Below are 20772 nucleotides of genomic sequence, written 5' to 3'. Positions count from 1 at the left end.
TCGGCCGAGGGCATCACCGCGGAGGGGTCAGGGCTGCCTTCACGTCCAGGAGCGCCCGGCGGAACAACTCCGGTTCGTCGAAGTGTGGCGTGTGCGCCGAGTTCTCCAGCCACACCAGGCGCTTGCTCGGCGCGGTCAAGGACTCGTACAACCGCTCGGTGGCCTCGCCGGGGGCCACCCGGTCGAGCCGGCCCTGCACGAAGACGACCGGCACATCCAGCGCGGGCAGGGTGGCGACGAGGTCCGTGCCGGCGAGCCCGGGCAGTAACGCGGCCTGTGACGCGATGATGCCGCGCACCGACCGGATGACCGCCAGTGGCGGGTAGTCGCGCGAGCGGACCAGGCTGACCAGCACCGACCCGAGGATGTCGGTGGCGGACTTGCCGACCGTGACGCCGCCGAAGTTCATCGCCCAGCGCGCCCGCTTCGTGAACTGCTTGACGCCGGTGTGCGGCGGTGGACCGATCTTCTCCAACTGCCGTACCGCACGCCGGTTGCCCCGCTCGCGCGCGGTACGCAGCACGAAGTCGTACGTGTACGCCTCGGCGGCCGGCACGTCGATGTCCATGCCGGTCGCCACCAACGCCGCCACCAGGTCGGGGCGGCGTACGGCGGCCTGCGCGCCGAACGTCGCGCCGAACGAGAACCCGGCCACGACGGTCTTGCCGCCGAACCGGGTGTGCAGCAGTTCCAGCAGCTCGACGGTGTCGTCGACCATCCGGGCCGGGCTGATCTCGAACTGGTCGCGGCGTCGCCGGGCCGACCGCCCGGTGCCCCGCTGGTCCCAGTACACGACGGTGAAGTCGTCCTCCAGGTGCAGCAGCCGCTCGAAGATGCGGACCTCGTTGATGATCGGCAGCCCCGGACCCTGTTGCATGAGCAGCAGCACGGGGTTCGACCGGTTCGTGCCCCGGATCCGGATCGCCTGCCGGACGCCACCGAGGGTGACCTCCTCCCGCTCGTCGGTGGTCATCGGGGCCGTGCCCACCTCAGACCACTTCCGCGGCGAGCCGGGTCACCGTCGCGCCGGTGGCCTCCCGGAACAAGCCGGCGCCGAACAGCCGGCCCGGGGTCCATGCCCCGGTCGATGCCCCGGCCAGCACCCGCCGGGCCACCTCGGCCGCGACCGCGGCGCCCGCCGCGACCCCGTCGCGCACCTGCGCCTGCGCGGCCAGCCGGCGGCCCGACACGGCGATCACCTCGGCGTAGGAGTACGAGAATCCGTCGCCGTCGACCCGTTGTGAAGGATCGGCGAAGTAGGCGCTGACGTTGGGGGCGCCGCTGACCACCCGGGCCGCCTCCAAGTCGCCGACCGGGCCGGGCAGCATCGAACGGCGCGCGCCGCCGAAGGTCAGGACCGTTGCGCCGGTACCGAACGGGCCACGGCGCAGAACACCGTCCACGTACGTCGTCGCGCCCTCCGGCAGCAACGCCGCGACCGTGTCGCGCACCCCCGGGCTCACCCGGGTGTTCGCCGGCACCGTCGCGACTTGGACCAGTGCCGGGGTCTCCGCCAGTTCCGCGACGAGTTCCAGGAGGAGCGACTCGGAGCCGGCCGGTCCGAAGCCCGCCCCGGTGACCGCGATGATCCCGCGGTCCTTCGCCTCGGCGTCCCGGTCGAGAACCCCACGCACGGCCGACGACTCGTTGGCGATGTCCACGTAGCCCACCCCGGTGGCCAGGCAGGCGTCCAGCACCGCCGGGGCGTACCGGACGAACGGTCCTACCGTGTTGACCACGACGCGGACCTGTTCCACGGCGGCACGCACCGCCGCTGGATCGGTCACGTCGAGCGCCAGGCTGTCCACCGTGCCGCCGAAGCCGGCGATCTCGCCGGCCACCGTGGCCACCGGCGCCGGGCGCCGCCCGGCGAGGTGCAGAGATGCCCCTTGGCGGGCCAACTCCCACGCGACCTGGTGGCCGATGCTGCCGGCGGCGCCGAGCAGCAGCACGTCGACCGTGGTCACCGGGACCGCCGCCCCGGGGTCTGCCAGACATCGATGTTCACGCGATTCTCCGTTCCGGGCTCTCCGGCGCGAGATGACCCGTCACAGGTTGCCGTCCAACCGCGGCGGCGTCAGTAACCTGAGTCGCCCGCTCGTCGACAAAAGTCACAGGCCGGTCCGGCCGCCGGACTCGGCGTACAGCCGCGCCGCGTCGAGGATCACGATGCGGTCGGACCCGGTCGCCACGATCCCGGCGTTGCGCAAGTCACGCAACGACCGGGCGATCACCTCGCGGACCGAGCCGGTCGCGTCGGCCAACTCCTGCTGCGACACATAGGCGACCAGGTCGCCACTTGGTCCTTCCCGGTCCGACGCCAGGTCGAGCAGGTGGACGGCGACACGCTGGCGCACCGAACCGAACGCGTTGACGGCGGTCTGCTCCAGCACCGCGTAGAGCCTGCGGTTCAACTCCTCGGCCAGGGCCCACCCGACCCGCGGGTCGTGCCGGGCGGCGTCGCTCAGCGTCGGGATGCTGATCCGGTACACGCTCGACTGCTCCAACGCCTGCACGCTGGTGTGGGCCGGGCCGCCGACCAGCACCGCGATGCCGAGCACGTCGCCTTCGCGGGCATAGCGCACGGTGACCTGGCGGCCGCCGGGCGAGCTCAGGTACACGCGGAGCATGCCCCGGATGACCAGCGCCGCCGCTCGGGGTTGCGCCCCGGCCCGGTAGATGGTGGTGCCGGCGGGGTAGTCGATCCGCTCGCCGTCCCGGCGCAGCCGGTCGACCAGGTCCACGGGCAACCGCGCCAGGAAGCTCCGCCCCAGCGCGTTGTCCAGATCCCGGCCGGACACGCCCATGACGGTAGCCGCTTTCGTGCCCGGCGCGCAGCGGAGGCTACCCGTCCTGGCCGGACAGGCCCGAGCACGTCCTCCCGTCGATGCGGCAGTCCGTCGGCTGGGCGTCCACCAGCGTCGCGCCGCGGACCTCGAAGGCGATCGTGGCCGAGGCGCCGGCGGCGATCCGCCGGGTGGAGCCGTCCGGGGTGAAGGTCCACACCGCGCCGGCCTGCTCGACGGTGGCGCCGGAGACGGCGGCGATCTGGAGGGTCGAGCGGGGCAGCGTGATGGTCAGCCGCCAGTCGGCGGACGGGCCGGGGCCCCGGGCGTCGAGCGTCACGGTCGCCCGATAGCCCAGCAGGCCGCTCCCGTTGGTCGCCGCGTAGGCGGCGCTCAGGCTGCCGCCCGTGCTGGTCGAGGGGCGGCTGGACGGGCGACCGGCGGACGGGCTGTCGGCCGCGCCGGACACGGTCGCGGCGGACACGGCCGGGGTGGCGGACGCCGGCGACGACGGCCCGGCCGCGACCTTGCTGGTGGCCGTGGCGACGGGCGTGGCGAGGCTGGTGACCGGCGGCGGGGGCGCGGCCGCGCCGGGCTCGGGCAGCGCGGTGAGGCCGCCCGGCGCGCCCATCAGCGCGCCGATGAGGACCGTGGTGCCGCCGGCGACGACGAGCACGCCGGCGATCAGCCAGACCAGGCCGGCCCGGCGCGACGCGCCCGGATGGCGGTCCGGCCGGCGGCGGCCCGGCAGGTTGCCCGTCTGTACCGCGGTGACCAGCCCGAGCATCGCGTCGAGCAGCACCACCGTCGGTGACCGCCGGGGACCGGGGTGCGGGTCGTTCATCGTCCGGACCTCCGTCAGAGCGAGTTCAGGCCGCTGAGCACCTGCTGGAGCAGGCTCAGGGAGGGACGCTCGGCGACGTCCCGGGAACGGGGCACGGTGACCAGGCGGGCGTCGCGCAGGTCGGCCAGGATCACCCGGACCGGGCCGAGCGGGAGGCCGAGCCGGGCCGCGATCTCGGAGACCGACACCGGCCGCTCGGTGAGCTGCACGATCGTCGACTCGGCCAGCGACAGCTCGCCGTCCGGCACGGCGCCGGGCACCCGCTGCACGATCGTGCTGAGCGTGAAGTCGCCGGCCGGGGCCTCGGTCCGGCCGCCGGTGATCGCGTAGAGCCGGACGATCGGGCCGGCCTCGTCGTCGTACCAGATGTCGTCGATGCTCATGAGATCGGCAGCAACTCGGGCTCGATCGGCGACATGTCGACCGACGCGAGCCGTACGCCCAGCCGGTCGGCGAAGGTGGCGATCTGCTGGCGGGTGCCGGACAGGTCGTTGACCGCGTCGAACACCACCGCGAGCAGCATCTCCCCGGTGACCGGGACGATCACCAGCATGCGGTAGTCCATCTCGACGACGGTCTGGTCGACCCGGCCGCCGCCGTTGAGGCGGTCGGCCGCCCGGGCGATCGCGTCCAGGCCCGCCGCGACCGCGGACAGCTGGTCCGCCCGGTCCGCCCGCGTCGCGGCCGACCGGGCCAGCTCGATCCCGTCCCCGGACAACAGCACGACGCCCTCGGTTCCGGGCAGGTGGTCGTGCAACTGGTCGAGAAGCGGGCCGGCGCCCGTCGCACCGATGATCCCGTCGTTCACTGCGCCTCCGATTTCCCGCGCCACGGACTGCCCACGTTGGAAGGATCTACGGATGTACCCGCCGGATCGCTCACCCGGCCGGCCCGCGCACGCATCCGGTCCACCCGGTTGATCGGCGGGCCCTCCGGCCGGGGCCGGTCCGGAATCGGCGGCGACACCAGGCCCGCCGGCAGCCGGACCTCGGCGACGAGCCCGCCGGCCGGCCCGCGCCGGAGCTCGACGCCGGCCTGCCACCGGGCGGCGAAGCGGCCCACGGCGTAGAAGCCCAGCCAGACCCCGCTCCCGGGCGGCCGCGGGGTGGCCATCACCTGGCGGGCGTGGTCCAGGTCGAGGTCGCTCATGCCGGGCCCGGCGTCGGCGACGGTCACCGTGTAGCCGCCGTCCACCCAGTGCCCGCCCGCCCGCACCCGGGTCTCGGCCGGCGAGTACGCGATCGCGTTGTCGATCAGCTCGGCCAGCAGGTGGGTGATCTCGAGGACCGCCTCGCCGGCCAGCGCGGCCGGCTCGATCTGGGCGGTGGAGACCCGTACGTAGTCCTCGACCTCGGCGGCCGCGCCGCGCACCACCTCGCCCATCGGCACCGGCCGGCGCCATTGCCGCGCGGGCGGCCCGCCGGCCAGCGTGACGGCCTTCTCCACGTTGCGCCGCGCCCGGGTGGCCAGATGATCGGCCCGGTACAGCTCGCCGAGCATCTCCTCGTCGGACTGGCGGCGCTCGAGGCCGTCGAGCAGGCGCAGTAGTCGGTGCAGCAAGCGCTGGTTGCGCCGGTGCAGGTCGAGCAGCAACGCGTGCCGGCCGGCCGCGGCATCGCCGGGGGCGGGCGTCTCCGCCGGGCGCGACGGCAGCGCGGGCCGGAACCGGCGGGCCAGGAGGAGGACGCCGATCAGGGCGACCAGCCCGACCCCGGCGACCAGCCCGGCGTAGACCGTCGCCCGGACCGCGCCCGGGGTGGCCGCGGTCACCGCGTCGCGGGCGGCCCGGTTCTCGGCCGCGCGCAGCCCGGCGTTGACCGGATCGGCCGCCGCCGCCCACTCGGCCGGGCTGACCGGCTTCCCCTCGTCCAGGATGACCCGCGCCTCGACCGCGGCGAGCCGCTGGTCGGCAGCGGCCGGCTGCCCCGCGCGACGCTCGCCGGCCAGTTCGCCGACCCGGACCCGTTCGGCGCCGGTGACCCCGGCCGTCGTGCTCAGCGCGGCCCGCAGCAGCGCGTCCTCCTCGGACAGCGCCTCGCGCGCCCGGCTCTGCGGGCCGGCGGGCAGCCACGGCAGCCCCACGCCGGCGGCGATGACCGACCCGTACGCGGACAGCACCGCGGTCCGCCCGATCGCCCGGTCGTCGACCTGGGAGCGGACGGCGCCGAGGCCGTCCAGGCCGGACACCAGATCGGCCGCGGAGGCGTTGTAGGTCCACCGGCCGCTGAGGGAACGAAGGTCGTTCCGCGCCGCGTCGGTGCGGCTGCGGGCCGCGCCGAGCCCGGTGGCGTCGCCACCGGCCAGGACGGCCAGCGACAGCCGGCGTTCGTCCTGGGCCGCCACGACGGCCGCGTCCACCGCCCGGCCGAGCCGATCGGCCGTGGCCCGGTCGCGCACCCGGCCGGCCGCGTCGAGCACAGCCGGCGTCGCGGCGGCCGGCCACAGGACGACGAGCAGGACCAGGCCGGCGAGCAGGGGATCGAGGCGCTTCATGCCGGGGCTCCGTCGGTTTGATCGGCCAGCAGCTCGCGCAGCCGGGTCAGCAGCTCCCGCCGGTCGGCGCAACCGAGGCGCTGCCGGATCCGGGCGACATGGTGCTCGACCGTCTTGGCCGAGAGGAAGAGCCGCTCGGCCACCTGCCGGTAGGTGAGCCCGGCGACCACCAGCGCGGCCACCTGGAGTTCCCGCTCGCTGAGCAGCGGCGCGGCCGGCTCGGCGGCGCCGTCCTCGGCGCGCTCCCCGGCGGCGCGCCCGCCCTGCAGCGCCCGGGCGCAGTCGAGCAGCCAGGTCATCGCCTTGCGGTCGCCGGTGCGGATCGCGGCCTGCCCGGCGAGGCGAGCGCCGTCCCAGGCCAGGCCGGTCGCGGCCAGGCCACGAGCGGCGGACTCGATCTGCTCGGGGTCGATCCGGTCGGTCAGCACCGCCATCCAGGCCCGGGCCGCCGCGGCCGGCGCCTCCGCGTACGTGTGGCCGGCGGCCAGCCGGGTGAGGGTGTCGGCGTGCCGCCCGGCCTCGGCCGTCCCCCCGGCCAGGATCGCCGCGTGCAGCCGGCTCCAGTGCAGCGGCAGGCTCCACAGCGGCGGGTCGCCGAGCCGGGCCAGCAGCCGGTCGGCCTCGGCCAGGTGGGCGGCGACCCGGTGGTGCTCGCCGAGCCGGGCCGCCGCCACGGTCAGCTCGCCCAGCGGCAGCAGCGTGAACAGATCCACCGGCTGGCTGATCAGGACCTGACACGCGTCCGGCCAGACCGCGCGCAGGCCCACCGGGTCGCTGTCCCGGCGGGCCAGCGCCACCCGCAGCGCGGTGGCGAACAGCCGGTCGCGGCCGGGCGCGGCGGTCCCGCCGGCGCCGTTCGCCTCGGCCAGCAGCCGGCCGGCCTCGCCGAGGTGGCCGCGCAGCATCCGGGACCAGGCCCGCAGCAGCAGGTGGCGGGCGGCCAGCGGCGGGCCGCCGGTCGAGGCGCGGATCGCCCGGTCGAGCGTGGCCTCGGCGGTGTCCAGGTCGGCGCCGTGCAGGGCGACGATCGCGGCCAGCGCGGCCGGGCTGTCCGGCAGCAGCACCGCCGCACCTGCGGGCTCGAGCAGGGTGGCCGCCTGGACCAGGGTGGACAGCGCGGCGGTCGGCGACCCGGTGACCGATTCCCGGACGCCGCGGGCGGTCAGCGCCGCGGTCGCGCCGAGCAGGGTGGGCGGACCGTCGGCGGCGGCGTCGGGACCGGCCTCGTCGCCGCGTCCGGTGCCGGTCAGCGCGACTTCCCGGAAGCCGGCGGCCGGCCCGGGAGCGGCCCACCGCAGCAGCTCGGCGGCGCTGTCGAGGCGGCCGCGATGGGCCATCGCGACCGCCGAGACATAGGCGGACTCGGCGCGCTGGGCCGGCGAACCGCCGGCGACGGCCCGGTCGGCCAGCCGGGCGGCGCGGTCGAGGTCGCCGGCGAGCGCGGTGGCCAGGGCGTGCCGGGCCGCCGCGGGCCGGCCGGCGTCGGCGGCGGCGGCGAAGAGCCGGGCGGCCAGCGCCGGGTCGTCGCCGAGCGCCTCCTCGCCGGCCGCCTCGAAGGCCGGGCCCAGCTCGGGGCCGGGCCGCGGGTCGCCGCCGGCGGGCAGAAGGTGGCGGACCAGCGGCAGCACCCGGCCGCCGCGCGCCAGCTGGAGGCCGGCCAGCCGCTGCCGTACGTCGATCCGCTCGGCGATCGGGCCGAGCGCGGCCAGCGCATGCCGGGCCAGCGGGGCCATCGTGCCGTCCATGCCCAGCATCCCGGTGGCCTGTCCGGCCGCGACCAGCTCGGCCACCTGCCGGGGGTCACGGCCGAGCAGCTTGGCGATCAGGTCGAAGGACAACCCGGCGCCGGCCTCCAGGGCGAGCAGCAGGGTCCGCAGATCGGCGTCGAGCTCGCCCAGCTCGGGCGCGAAGGGGGCGAGTGCGGCGGCCGGCACCCGGGCGGGCGGGTCGCCGGGCAGGCCGGCCAGCGCGTCGGCCAGCCGCACCACGTAGCTCGGGACGCCGGCGCTGAGCGCGGTCACGTACCCCGCGAGCGGCGGGCCGACCCGGTCCTCGATCTCGGCGGCGGTGAGCGTGGGCAGCATGATCGGGGGGCGCCGGCGCCGCAGCACGTCGGTGAGCGCCACCAGGCCGGCCGGGCGCGGCCACGGACGGTAGGCCACCACGATCCTTGCGTCCGGCCGCTCGGCCTGCGCCCGCAGCTCCGAGAGCCGGGCATCGTCGAGCCGGTGGGCGTCGTCGACCAGGGTGAGCCGGTCGTCCAGCCGCTCGAGCTCGGCCAGCAGGGCGCTCTTGCCGTAGCCGCCCGGGGCGCAGACCGCGGCGCGCAGCGGCGCGGCCCGGTCGGCCCGCACCTCGTCGAGCAGGGCGGTCGCGCTCATCGGTCACCCACCAGCGGCGCGGCGATGTGCACCGGCGGGCGCGGCGGCATCTCACCGGGGCCGAGCTCGGACAGGCCCAGCCGGCTGTCGGTGATCGGCAGCAGCTCGGTGGGCAGGACGAGGGCCTCGGCCGCGGCGGGGACCGGCGGCGCGGACGGGCGCAGCGACAACGCCGTTCCCCGGGCGACGGTGAGCCACGGGTCGTCGTCCCGGAACACCGGCGCCGGGATCGCGTCGGCCAGCGCCGGGACGACCAGGGGATGTGCGGCCCCGCCCCCGGCCGGAAGCACCGCGGCCAGCTCGCCCAGCCCGACCCGGCAGTCCCGGGCGGCGCGGCGGACGACGTCGAGCACCGCGGCCATCGCCGGCGCCCCGCTCTCGGCCAGGTCGTCGCCGCCGACGTCGTCCGACGAGGCCACGCCGAGCACCTCGAGGCGACCGGGCTCGTCCGGAACCACCACGGCGACCTCGACCGACGTGCGACCGACCCGGCAGACCAGCACCGGCCGGCCGGCGACCGGCGGACGGCCGGCGGACACCCGCCGCACCACCGCGGCGGCCCGGCCGACCAGGACCACGTCGCTCATCCCGGCGTCGGCGAAGGCGGCTCGCAGCATGCCCACCCGGGCCGCACCCCACCCGCTGGGATGGGCCACGGCGACAAGCTCCGGCCCCTCCTCCTCGCTCACCCAGATCTGGTCGGCGGCGGCGCGAGCCTGCTCGACCACCAGCGCCTGCGGCGTGATGAGCAGGTTGTCGCAGTAGACCGGCACGTCGTCGCCGCACCGCCGGAGGAGCCCGGGCACGGCCGGCGGTGAGTCGGTGGCCACCGGCTCGGGCGGGCCCCATCCGTCCGGCCCCGGTGCGCGCCGGCAGACCGCCGCCCAGGTGGTGGCGGATCCGACGTCGAGGCCCAGCAGGTACGGCAAGGGGAGCTCCTCATTCTCCGGATTCGGGACCCCACGTTCGTACCAGATCGGGCATCGGGGGTCTTCCCCCAATATTCGCCGCGGCCGATCCCCTAACCCCCTAACCCCGGCGCGACCACCCACCGTCATGAAGAGGGGGACGCGCCCCGATGTCCAGGGCGGCCGGCCTCCCTAGCTTGGTGGCACACCACGACCCCGTGAGGAGTGCGTACCCGATGGAGTTTTCCCCGACGCTGCAGGACTTCGTCCTCAACCTGATCTACGACCCCGGTGTCCGCTCGGCGTTCGAGCTCGACCCGCACGGCACGCTCGAAGCGGCCGGCCTGGGCGACGTCACCGCCGCCGACGTGCGCGACGTCCTGCCGCTGGTGCTGGACAACGCGCCGATGGCCGCGGTGCACGCACCGGCCGGCCTGTCCACGGTGGACGACGTGACCACCGGGGTGGCGCACCTGGACGTGGTCGGCGCGGTCACCCAGCTCCAGGCGATCACCGCCCAGGTCGGCGGTGGGGTGTACTCGCACGCGACCGGCGACCTGAACATCGCGGCCGCGGGGGCGGTGACCGCCGACCACCTCGTCTCCGGGGTGCTGAGCACCGGGGTGGGCGTGACCGGCGGGCTCGACCTTTCCCACGATCCTGCGGCGGGGCTCGACTCGGCCGTGCACACACCGCTGGAGCACACCACCGCCGACGTCACGTACGGCACGGACGACGTCGTCTCGCACACGACGCTCACCGGAACTCTGGACACCACGGTCAACACGGCGACCGGCCTGACCGGATCGTTCGGGGTCGATGCCGGCGGCCTTGACGTCTCCGGGTTGCACGAGGCAACCTCATCCCTTGCCGGCGACCTCTCCGGTGTGGACCACGCGGTCGGCGGCCTGCTGCCCGACGGCACCGCGGACAGCGCGACCGGGGTGATCGACCATCACGTCTCGAGCGTGACCGGGCTGATCGACGGCGTGACCCACCCGGCGCCCGAGCCGGCTCCGGAGGCCGGCCACGACCTGCTCGGCGGCGTCACCGGTCTGCACTTCTGACCAAACCATCCGGACAAGGGGACGAGCGGCACGATGGAAAGCTGGGAGACCGGACCCACGGCCTATGCGGGTCCGGCCTCCCCCGCCCGGCTGGGCCGGACGGAACTCGACGCCCTCGCCACCGCCGCCGGTCCGGCGCCGCTGTGGCTGGATGTCCTCGACGCTACGATCCGGACCTGCACCGAGCACGGCCGCCCCGACCTCGCCGGCCGGCTGTGGCAACGCCGCACCCAGCTGCTCGACCCGAGCCTGCGAGTGCTCGTGGTCGGTGCGGCCCGGCAGGGCAAGAGCGAGCTTATCAACGCGCTGGTCAATGCACCGGTCTGCGGAGCCGGGGACGACCGGGGCACCATCGTGCCGACCGTCGTCCGGCACGCCGCGCAGCCGACCGCCCGGCTGATCCGGCGCGCGGCGGCCGACGCCGGATGGCCGGCCGACGCCGGCCCGGACGACCGCCTGGTCCTCGCTCCCGACCGGCTGGCCGACGCGCTGGCCGAGTCGCTGGCCGGCCATCCGGCCGGCTCGATCGAGCGGATGCACGCCGACGTGGGACTGCCCCGGTCGCTGCTCGCCGCCGGGCTCCAGCTGATCGACACGCCGCCGCTGACCGGGCTGGCGGCCGGCGAAAAGGCCGCCGGAAGGGCCGGCGGAACGGCCGGCGCGACGGCCGGCGCGACGGCCGCGCTCACTCAGGTACGCGACCTGGTCACCGCCGGGCAGGCCGACGTGCTGCTGTACGCCTGCGAGGCGGGCCGCGACCTGACCGGCGACGAGATCGCCGTACTGGCCGAACTGGCCGCGCTCCTGCCCGGCCTGGCCGTGGCGTTCACGAAGATCGACTATGCCCCGGACTGGCGCGCCGACATCGAGGCCAACCGGATGCGGCTGGTGCAGGCGGGCGTCCGGGCCACGGTCCTGCCGACGTCGGCCGCGCTGCGGATGCACGCCACGCGGACCGGCGACGGCACGCTGAACGACGAGTCCGGCTTCCCCCGGCTCATCGCCCACCTGCAGGCGTTGCTCGCGGCCAAGCCGGACCGGCTGTCCCGGGCCGCGGTCGGAGTGCTCGGCCGGACGGTCACCGAGGAGCTGGCCGTCCCGCTGCGCGCCAGCCTCGCCCGGCAGCGGGCGGAGCGCGGCAGCTCGGACGCCACGGCCCGGCTGCACGAGGCCCAGCGCCGGATGGACCAGCTGCGCCGATGCACGACCCGCTGGCAGAGCCGGCTGGCCGACGAGGTCGGCGACCTGATGTCCGACATCGAGCACGACCTGCGCGAGCGCACCCGGGCCGTGATTGCCCGCGCCGACGAGACGTTCGCCGAGGCCGACCCGCTGCGGGTCTGGGACGACTTCGAGCCCTGGCTGCGGGAGGCCCTGCTGGAGACCGGCCGGACCAGCCTCGACTGGCTCAGCGAGCGGGCCGCCTGGCTGGCCCGCGTGGTGGCGGCCGAGTTCCCGCCCGAGCTCGGCGACGTGCTGCCGTCCTGGGTGCCGTCCGTGCCCGGCGACCTGCCGCAGCGGGTGACCGGGATGGACAGCCCGCCGGTCGATCGGTTCACGCTGACCCAGAAGGTGTTCACCGGCCTGCGCGGCTCGTACGGCGGGGTGCTGATGGTCGGGCTGGTCACCAGCCTCACCGGGATGTCGCTGATCAACCCGATCTCGCTGAGCGGCGGCGCGCTGTTCGGTGGCAAGAGCATCCGCGAGGAGGGCCGGTCGCTGCTCAAGCGGCGCCAGGCCACCGCGCGCGCCGCCGTCCAGCGGCACGTCGACGAGATCTTCATCGGGATGGCCAAGGACGCGAAGGATTCCGTACGCCGGGTGCAGCGTGCCCTGCGCGACCACTACACGGCCGTCACCGAGGACCTCCAGGACGCGATCGTCGAGTCGCTGCGCACCGCCAAGGCCGCCGCCGACGAGGACGCCGCCGCCCGCGAGACCCGCGCCCGCCGCGTCGAACAGGAGTTGCTCCGCCTCGCCGGCCTGCAGAGGCAGTCGCTCGCCCTGCTCCAAGCCCCGGCATGAGCGACGACCTCGAGCGCCGGGTGGGCGAGCTGCTCGACCGGGCCGCCCTGGCATTCCGCGGGCACGCCCGCGCCGAGAACTGGCTGCGCCACCATCGCGTACGCCTCGGCGAGCCGCTCCGGGTGGCCGTCACGGGCGGTGCGCAGTCCGGCAAGTCCACCCTGGTCAACGCCCTGATCGGGGAGAACGTCGCGCCGGTGGGGGCGAACGGTGGACCGGTCTGGTTCCACGACGGGACGCGGCCGGGAGCCCGCGTGTTCCCGGAGGGCGCCCCGTCGTTCCCGGTTCCGCTGGAGCGCGACGCGCGCCGGGGTCACGCCGTCGCCGTGCCGGCGGCCGGGATCCGGTCGGTGGTCGTCGAGTGGCCGTGCCGGGCGCTGCGGCACACCCGGCTGCTGGAGACCGCCGAGGCCGTGCCGAGCGAGGCCGACGCGGTCCTGCATCTCGTGCGGCACCTGGACGACGGCGAACTGGCGCCGCTGCGGGCGGCCGGTGCTCATCCCGTACACACCCTGGTTCTGCTCTCCCGGGCCGACGAGACCGCCGGCGGCCGGACGGATGCGCTGCTCACCGCCAAGCGCATCGCCCGCCGCCGGCGAACCGAGCCGCGGATCGGCGCCCTCGGCCAGGACGTGCTGGCGATCTCCGCGCGGATCGCGCACGCCGGGCGGACGCTGCGGGAGGAGGAATACGCAACGGTCGCCGCGGTCGCCGGCCTGGACCGCCCGGAGGCCGAGGCGCATCTGCTGTCGACCGACCGCTTCACCGGCGCCGCCTTCGCACCGTCGATCCCGCCCGGGCGGCGGGCCGCCCTGCTCGACCGGCTCGGTCTCGGCGGCGTCCGGCTGGCCGTCACGCTGGCCCGGACCACCGCCCGCTCGCGGGCGGCGCTCGGCGAGCAGCTGGTGCGGCAGAGCGGACTGACCGAGCTGCAGGCCTCGATCAGCGACCTGCTCACCGCCCGGCGCGGCGTGCTGAAAGCCCGGGTGGCCCTGGTCGCCCTCGGACAGCTGCTGCGCGCCGAGCGGCATCCGGCCGCCGGCCACCTGGCCGCCGAGGTGGAGCTGCTGCTGGCCGGGGCGCACGAGGTCCGCGAGCTGCGCCTGCTCGCGGCGCTGCGCACCGGCCGGGTGGCGCTCCCCGGCGACCTGGCGGTCGAGGCGCGGCGGCTGATCGGCGGCGACGGCGGCGCGCACTGCGAACGCCTCGGGCTCGACCCGCACACCCCGCCGGAGGGGCTGTGGCCCGCCGCCGAGTCGGCCGCCCTCCGCTGGCACGAGCAGACCACCGCGGCCGGCACCGCCGGCGGTCGCCGCGCCGCCGAGGTGGTCCTGCGCAGCTGCACCGCGATCCTCGACGCCCTCGGCTGAAGGTTCGGGCGGCCAGGCCGCGACCCGGCCTGACCGCCCCTCCTCATGCCGCTACGTAATCGCCGATCGCCACATCGTTGAGCAGTGTGTGCCAGAATCCCGGATCCTCGTCGAAGATGGAGCCGTCGATGCCCAACAGGACGCGACCGACAGCTTCGCTCATCGACTCGAGCTCGTCGCGCTCACTGTCCTTGCTGCCGTAGGGCAGGCCGCGGACGAACTCCGTGATGCACCTGTCGAAGGCCCGCGGCGACACGTTGACGTGCCCGATGCCGGCCTCCACCTCGACGCTGGTGATGGCGACCTCGCCCGTGTCGACGTCCACGCAGTACAGACCCTCTTCCTCGGTACCGTCGTTGCCGACGACGACGAACTCACGGCCCTCGCCGGCGTACGCGTACGCGGCCACCGGGTAGAACAGCGGGTTGCCGTCGGGAAGACCCCGGCGCGACAGGTACTCGCGGGCCTCCGGGTTCCGGATCAGCGCGAGGACGCTTTCGTCGTACCGGAACCGAGGCTCCGATTCCTCCGGGGTCACCATATTCCCGCCTCCGCATCCGCGAACATCTGCTTGATCGCGGATCCTTGCGCCTGCCGTGCCGCACCACCCGCGGCCGACGTGGTCCAGTTCCACGACCACGACTGTTTGATACCACCCAGCAAGGCCGAGCAACTCGCTCCCTTGCCCGAGCACGGTTGCAGTTCGGAGTAGATCTCGAGGATGTTGCCCTTGCCGAGCTTGGAGATCAGTTTCTGTTCCGCGTGGAAACGCCGGCCCTTGCCGCCGCCCGAGAACGCCACCGCGATCTGCTCGTTGCCGTTGGCGTCGAGATAGCGGGCGGCCGCGCCGTTGTTCAGCTGGTTGCCGGTCCGCAGACGCTCCTTGACGACCTCGGTGCTGAGATCGGTGCTGCCGTAGCCGACCTGGCAGTTGTGGACGAGCACCGAGGTGGTGCCGGCGACGACATAGTACGTGTGGGTGTCGTCGACGCTGAGGTTGTAGACCTTCGTGGTCCGCGCGTAGCCGACCGTCTTGACGACGACGACGGTGTGCCCGCGGGTGTCGCGCAGGCGGTCGCCCGCTTTGAGGTCGCCGGCCCGGGTCCAGCCCGAGACCGGGCTGTAGAACTTGTGTCCCGCGGTGGCGGTGACCTTCGACGACGGTGGCCCGCCGCCGCCGGACCCGACCAGAGTCAGCTCGACCAGGCTCTTGTCGCCGGATCCGGTGATCGACGCGGTGACCTGCTGCGGCTCGCTGACGCCGGTCCCGGCGTCCGTGGCCTTGACCGTGTCACCCGGCTTGATCTTCTCGATCGCCTTGGTGCTGCCGTCGGCCATCAGCACCCGGGTGCCGGCCACGAAGGAGTTCACCGATGCCAGCCGCCGGCTGGCTCCGGCCGCGACGTCGCAGCTCTCCCCGGTCGTCGACGTCCGTTTCTGTTTGACCTTGCTGGCGGCCTTCTGCGTGGTCGCCTTCGCCTTGGCGCCCAGGTCCTTGGCCGCGGCGACGGTGTTCTCCACCTGTTTGGCCGCGGCCGTCTTCACCTTGTTGGTGACTTCCCCGACGACTTTGGTGATGCGTTTCGGAATGCTCAACAGCGCGGCCCGGGCCGCCTTCACCCGGCTGTACGCCTCGACCAGCCGGCGGCCGACGCCGATCGCCTTCACCGCGACCTTCGCCGCCTTGAACAGCTTGCCCCACGGGACGGCCTGCAGGGCGGTGGAGATGCAGGCGACGATGTCGCCCTCGGTGACGCACGCCTTCGCGTCGTTGAAGCCGACCAGGTCGAGGATCAGGTTGACGATCTCGTCACCGATCTGCTTGACGAACCCGTCGGCCTCGTCGACGAGCTTCTTGGCGCTCATCCACTCGGGATTGTCGACCTCGACGGTGGTGGTGCCGTCGGGGTTGTTGGCCACGACCGTGGTCGCCGCGGCCTCCGGGTTGTTCATGCGGTACTCGGCCGCGTTGGCGCTGCCCATGAACGGCACGGTGGCGCTGTCCGGGTCGAGCCCGGTCGGGTCGGTCAGCACGGTCGGGCGGGCGTTGGTGTACGAGTAGCTCGACACCGCCTGGTCCGTGGCCGGCTGGGCGGCCGGGTCGGTCGCGTCGAAGCGGCCGGTGCCCGGGTCGTAGTTGCGGGCGCCCATCGCGTACCGGTCGCCCTGGCTGACGTCGCGGTAGGTGCCGGCATACTGCAGCGGGTTGGCCGGTGCGTCGGCATCGAGCTTCTTGCCGCCGTCGGTCAGGCCGGTACCGCGCGCCACGCCGAACGCGTCGTAGTCGTACGACCATTGCGGGGTGCCGTTCCCGGACACCACGCCGGACACACCGCCCAGCCAGTCGTGCAGGTAGGAGTGGGCGCCACCGTTGCCGGCGAGCAGAGCCAGGGCCTGGCCGCCGGGGTTGTAGAGGTAGCTGCGCCCGACGGAGCCGCCCGCGCCGGTCTGGTCCTCGGCGGCCAGTAGCGTCCGCTCGCTGTTGACGTCCCAGAGCCAGTTCTGCACCACCTGCCCGGCGCCGCTGCCGGTGACCGCCTTGATCCGGTTGCCGACCGCGTCGTACGTGTAGCCGGTGGTCTTCCCGTCGACCGTGGCCGAGGTCATCGTGTGGTCGAGGGCGTACGTGAAGCCGTTGTTCCCGGCCCGGATCTGGTTGCCTTCGAGGTCGTACTCGAAGGTCCGCTCGTTGGTCCGGCTTCCGGTGATCCGCTCGGTGGTGAGCTGGTCGGCCGCGTCGTACGTGTAGGCCGTGGTGGTGTTCTCCCCCGGCGCCGCGGACTTCTTGGTGGTGCGGTTGCCGACGAGGTCGTACGTGTAGTCGGTGCGCTCGGCCGAGGCGCCGGCGCAGGACTGGGCGCCGAAGCACTCGGCGGTGAGCCGGTTCGCCGCGTCGTAGGTGTACGCGGTGGCCTCGGTGGTGGTCGGCTGTCCCGGCGTGCCCCGGGTCTCGGTGATCCGGGTCGGGTTGCCGACCTTGTCCAGTTGCAGGTCGAACGCGGACAGGACGGTGTCGCCCTTGCCGGCCGCGATCCGGGTCATCCGCCCGGCGCGGTCGTAGCCGCGCTCCTCGACCACGCCCGTCGCGGCCGGGTAGGTGGTATTGACCAGGTTGTCGGCGACGTCGTAACCGAACTCGTAGCGGGCCGACGCGCCGGCCTTGGCGCTGGTCAGCGACGTGATCCGGTCACCGTCGTCGTACTCGGCGGTGATCTTCGTGCCGTCCGGGTAGCTGCGGCCGACGATCCGGTCTTCCGAGTCGTAGGTGTACCCGAACTCCTGATCCCCGCGGATCACCTTGGTGAGCCGCTCGGTGGTGTCGTACTCGCGCACCTGCGTGCCGCTGGGGTCGGCGGCGGCGGTGAGCTTGTTCTTGGCGTCGTAGCCGTACGTGGAGACCGGCCCGTTGTTGCCCAGCTGCTTGCTGATCAGGCGGCCCAGGTTGTCGTAGCCGTAGTAGATCGTCTTGGCCGGGATGTTCGGATCGGGCCGGTTCGGCTCGACCATCCGCGCGGTGATCTCCTGGATCAGCTGCGAGTTCGCGTCGTACACGTACTCGCGGCGCCGGCCGAGCGGGTCGGTGGTCGCCACCGTACGGCCGGCCTTGTCGTACTCGGTGTAGGCGGAGTGGTTGAGCGGGTCGGTGCGGCGGACCACGCGGCCGTTGGCGTCGTACTGGTAGGTCAGCGCCTGGTTGCCGGTCGCGTCGGGGCCGATGACCGAGGTGAGCCAGTCGTTGTCGTTGTAGCCCAGCCGCGTGGTGCGGTTGTTCGCGTCGGTGGCGGCGATCAGCCGGTCGTTCGCGTCGTACGTGCTCTTGCTGACGTTGCCCAGCGGGTCGGTGACCGTCTCGAGGTTGCCGGCCGGGTCGTAGCCGTACTTGGTGGTGTAGTCGCCGGGGTTGGCGCCCGGGACGTTGCCGCGTGGTTCGGTTATCTCGATCGGCCGGCCGTCGTCGTCGTACTTCCAGGTCACCACGCCGCCGGTGGGCGTGGTCTGCTTCGTCGGGTTGCCGGCCTCGTCGTACTCGATGCCCGCGTTCGCCCCGCCGCCGGCGGAGGCGCTGCCGGTACGCCGGTTCGCGCGGTCGAACGAGCTGGTCAGTTCCTCACCGTTCTCGTTCTTCATCCCGACGACGTTGCCGGCGTTGTCGTACCGCACGCTGGTCTTGCGATCGAGCTGGTCCACCTGCTCGTCCGGGCGGTCGAGGGCGTCGAACCCGGTGTCGACCTTGGCGCGCTTGCCCGCCGAGCCGTACGGCCGGTCGGCCTGCACCAGGTTGCCGTTGAAGTCGTAGTGGAACCGGCTGGTGTACAGCTCGGCCTGCGCCGGGTTGGCGTTTCCCAGCGGCACGACCTCGGTGGACACCCGGCCCGTGGAGTCGTACGTCCAGCTCGTGGTCAGGTTGAGCTCGCCTGGGTTCACCGTCATCGACTTGCGCCGGCCGGCCGGGGTGTAGGCGGACGCGGTGGTGTTGCCGACCGGGTCCTTGACCAGCACCGGGCGCCCGGCCTTGTCGTAGGTGGTGTGCGTCGACCCGGACAGCGGGTCGGTCTCCACGACGACCTGGCCGAGCTCGTCGAGGGTCTTCCGGAACGGCGCCTGCTTGCCCGGCTCGCGCATCTCGACGACCGTGTTCTCCTCGTCGTAGGTGTACCGCGTGCGGTAGGCGTCGGGGTTGGCCCCGGACACCGTGCCGCGCGGGTCGACCACCGAGGTCATCCGGCCGGTCCGGTCGTACGCCATGACCGTCCGGCGCCCGGTCGGCGAGATCTCGGCGGTGCGGTTGCCGTCGGTGTCGTACTCGTACGTGGTGGCCTTGTCGCGCGGGTCGGTCTTCTTGACCACGTTGCCCCGGCTGTCGTACTCGTACCGGTAGCCCTTGGCCTGCTCGGGATCGCGCTGGCTGGTGAGCTCGTTGAACTCGTTGTACGTGTAGATCCACTTGTTGCTGCGGCCGTCGGTGAACTCGGTGAGGTTGCCGCGGCCGTCGAACTGGCTGGTCTGGGTGAAGGAGAACGGCTCCGGCGCGGTACGCGACCGTGGGTTGCCGGCCGGGTCGAAAGTGGTCTCCTCCTGGTTGCCCTTGGGGTCGACCACCAGGCTCTTCTGCAGCTTGCCGTCGTACCGGGTGTTGACCACGTCGTTGTTGCCGTTGCGCGACCACAGCAGCACGTTGTCGCGGTAGCCGTCGACCACGACCACGCCGTCCGGGTCGGTGGTGGTCGCCTCCTGCTTGCCGGCGTTCCACACGAACGTGGTCACCGCGTTCTCGGCGTCGGTCTGCCGGCCCACCCGCCCGGCGGCGTCGTACTCGTTGAACACCTGCCGGTTGCCGCGGGCGTCGACCACGGTGGCCAGCCGCCCGGCGGCGTCGTAGCCGTACGTGGTGGTGTAGCGGCGCGCGTCCTGCACCTTGAGCAGCCGCGTGCCGTCGTAGTCGAACTGCACCACCCGGTTGTCGGGCATCGTCACCTTGGTGACCAGCCGCAGGTCGGCCCGCGCGTCGAAGTCGACGACCCGGCCGCTCGCATCGGTGATCTTGTCGATGACCCCCTGCGGCGTGTACGCGAGCGTCACCCCGTGCCCGCGGGCGTTCTTGATCGAGGTCAGCTTGCCGTCGGCGTCGAACCGCAGCACCCGCTTGTCCGGCGGCACCAGCTGCCATCCGCCGTCGACCTTGGTGAGCCTGGCGCGCACGCCGGCCGGCGCCTCGTAGCTGCCGTCGGCGCCGCCGGTGTAGACCGCCTCGGAGCCGTCCTCCGCGCGCACCCGGGCCGCTCCCCCGTCGGCCGACACGATCCGGATGTCGTAGGTGGACGACCAGCCCGGCCCGAACATGCCCGGCGCCGTGTTGCCCGACGAGTAGTAGCGGGCCAGCCGGAACGGGATGCCGTACGAGGGCATGCCGAAGTCCTGCTCCACCCGCTGGAACGTGCCGGTACCCGTGTTGACCATCTGGCCGCGGAAGGCCTGCGCCCGTACGGTGGCGCCCAGCACGGTCGCGCAGCCGCAGCCCACGGCCTGACTGGCCGGAACCGACGGTGGCGTCTCCACCCGCCGGGGCTGCGCCGGCTCGGACTCGGCGCTGGACAGCTCGCCCTCGGCCGTCGCCACGGTGATCGTCACCGTGTACTTGCGCGCCGGGTCGAGCACCCAGCCCTCGGCCGCGCCGAAGCTCCGGCAGAAGGTCGCCGGGTACGAGCACCGGCTCAGATCGGCCCGGCCCTGGTCGGTGGAGCGCTGCTCGGTGCCGGACTCGACGTCGCGCACGGTGGCCCACCAGCGCGCCCACGATGTCGGGTCACCGTCGGCGACCTGCGCATCGAAGTACACGACGAGTGAGGTGTCGCCGAGCGTGAACCCGGGCCGCGCGATCGGCGTGCCCGGCGTCTCGGCGACCACGGCCTTCGCGTCGGCTTGCGCGGCTTCGGCGGTAGCCGTCCGCCGCCGGGCGCGGCCGTCGGTCTTCGCCGGCTTGCCCGCGGACTGCACGGCGGGCGGCACCGGCGGCGCCGCCTCGCCGGCCGGCAGGCCGTGGTGCGGTGTGGCCTCCTTGGGCAGGCCGCGATCCACCGGATCGGCGCCGGCCGGCGCCACCGGCGGCGGCGCCGCGGTCGCCACCCCGGGCGGCGACACCGCGAGATAACTGGATATCAGGACTGAGGTCAGGGCTGCGGACAGCAGCCGATGGCGCCACGCGCGCATGAGCACTCCCCCGTGAATGTGCGTCGTCGAGCAGCCCACACGCTTCAGCATTGATAAAAATCTATCAATGGAACAAACGGTTAAGCCGCCCTTCGGCTGAACGGGTGAAGTCACGCACCACTCGGGCTTCTGAACCGTTTCATCCCACCGTCGGGAATGTGTGCCTATTTGGATGCGGCCCGGGCCGCGG

The 20772-nt window shown here is 73.9% G+C and carries 14 protein-coding genes; 3 read left to right on the top strand and 11 right to left on the bottom strand.

Annotation, left to right across the window (positions count from 1 at the left end; genetic code table 11):
• Positions 1-13 precede the first annotated feature (13 nt).
• From ACQP2F_RS17610 to ACQP2F_RS17570, 9 genes are all read right to left on the bottom strand, one after another.
• Complete coding sequence (locus tag ACQP2F_RS17610) at positions 14-973, bottom strand: alpha/beta fold hydrolase (protein ID WP_433305270.1); 960 nt, start codon at positions 971-973, stop codon at positions 14-16.
• Positions 974-989: 16 nt separating this feature from the next.
• A complete protein-coding gene (locus tag ACQP2F_RS17605) occupies positions 990-1967 on the bottom strand; it encodes an SDR family NAD(P)-dependent oxidoreductase (RefSeq protein WP_433305268.1) in 978 nt (325 codons plus the stop codon).
• 144 nt (positions 1968-2111) lie between these two features.
• On the bottom strand, positions 2112-2801 hold the full coding sequence (locus ACQP2F_RS17600; protein WP_433305266.1) for a Crp/Fnr family transcriptional regulator: 690 nt from the start codon (positions 2799-2801) through the stop codon (positions 2112-2114).
• Between the two features lie 43 nt (positions 2802-2844).
• A complete protein-coding gene (locus ACQP2F_RS17595) occupies positions 2845-3630 on the bottom strand; it encodes a cellulose binding domain-containing protein (protein WP_433305264.1) in 786 nt (261 codons plus the stop codon).
• Positions 3631-3644: 14 nt separating this feature from the next.
• Positions 3645-4013, bottom strand: a complete 369-nt coding sequence (locus ACQP2F_RS17590) for a DUF742 domain-containing protein (protein ID WP_433305262.1) — start codon at positions 4011-4013, stop codon at positions 3645-3647.
• Positions 4010-4438: a roadblock/LC7 domain-containing protein gene (locus ACQP2F_RS17585; protein WP_433305260.1), complete on the bottom strand. Its 429-nt coding sequence runs from the start codon at positions 4436-4438 to the stop codon at positions 4010-4012. Before ACQP2F_RS17585 ends, ACQP2F_RS17590 begins: the two co-directional genes overlap by 4 nt.
• Complete coding sequence (locus tag ACQP2F_RS17580) at positions 4435-6123, bottom strand: sensor histidine kinase (protein ID WP_433305258.1); 1689 nt, start codon at positions 6121-6123, stop codon at positions 4435-4437. Before ACQP2F_RS17580 ends, ACQP2F_RS17585 begins: the two co-directional genes overlap by 4 nt.
• Positions 6120-8504: a LuxR C-terminal-related transcriptional regulator gene (locus ACQP2F_RS17575; RefSeq protein WP_433305256.1), complete on the bottom strand. Its 2385-nt coding sequence runs from the start codon at positions 8502-8504 to the stop codon at positions 6120-6122. The genes ACQP2F_RS17580 and ACQP2F_RS17575 overlap by 4 nt, the downstream gene beginning before the upstream one ends.
• On the bottom strand, positions 8501-9433 hold the full coding sequence (locus tag ACQP2F_RS17570) for a hypothetical protein (RefSeq protein WP_433305254.1): 933 nt from the start codon (positions 9431-9433) through the stop codon (positions 8501-8503). The genes ACQP2F_RS17575 and ACQP2F_RS17570 overlap by 4 nt, the downstream gene beginning before the upstream one ends.
• Positions 9434-9648: 215 nt before the next feature.
• Between ACQP2F_RS17570 and ACQP2F_RS17565 the strand changes: the two genes are divergently transcribed.
• Genes ACQP2F_RS17565 through ACQP2F_RS17555 form a run of 3 tightly spaced genes read left to right on the top strand, consistent with a single transcriptional unit; the run spans position 9649 to position 13874 of the window.
• Positions 9649-10479, top strand: coding sequence for an IniB N-terminal domain-containing protein (locus tag ACQP2F_RS17565; RefSeq protein ID WP_433305252.1), 831 nt, complete (start codon positions 9649-9651; stop codon positions 10477-10479).
• A gap of 33 nt (positions 10480-10512) precedes the next feature.
• The gene (locus ACQP2F_RS17560; RefSeq protein ID WP_433305250.1) at positions 10513-12504 is read left to right on the top strand and encodes a GTP-binding protein; all 1992 of its coding nucleotides are present in this window, start codon (positions 10513-10515) and stop codon (positions 12502-12504) included.
• A complete protein-coding gene (locus ACQP2F_RS17555; protein ID WP_433305248.1) occupies positions 12501-13874 on the top strand; it encodes a hypothetical protein in 1374 nt (457 codons plus the stop codon). The genes ACQP2F_RS17560 and ACQP2F_RS17555 overlap by 4 nt, the downstream gene beginning before the upstream one ends.
• A gap of 43 nt (positions 13875-13917) precedes the next feature.
• Here ACQP2F_RS17555 and ACQP2F_RS17550 read toward each other — a convergent pair whose 3' ends face one another.
• Entirely contained in the window at positions 13918-14415 is a 498-nt protein-coding gene (locus ACQP2F_RS17550; RefSeq protein ID WP_433305246.1) for an SUKH-4 family immunity protein, read from the bottom strand.
• The gene (locus ACQP2F_RS17545) at positions 14409-20633 is read right to left on the bottom strand and encodes a polymorphic toxin-type HINT domain-containing protein (RefSeq protein WP_433305244.1); all 6225 of its coding nucleotides are present in this window, start codon (positions 20631-20633) and stop codon (positions 14409-14411) included. The genes ACQP2F_RS17550 and ACQP2F_RS17545 overlap by 7 nt, the downstream gene beginning before the upstream one ends.
• Between the last annotated feature and the right edge of the window lie 139 nt (positions 20634-20772).

Source organism: Actinoplanes sp. CA-030573 (assembly GCF_050951115.1).
Lineage (GTDB): Bacteria > Actinomycetota > Actinomycetes > Mycobacteriales > Micromonosporaceae > Actinoplanes.
The sequence above is the reverse complement of the archived record's forward strand: the minus strand, read 5'-3'. Positions and strand labels throughout refer to the sequence as shown.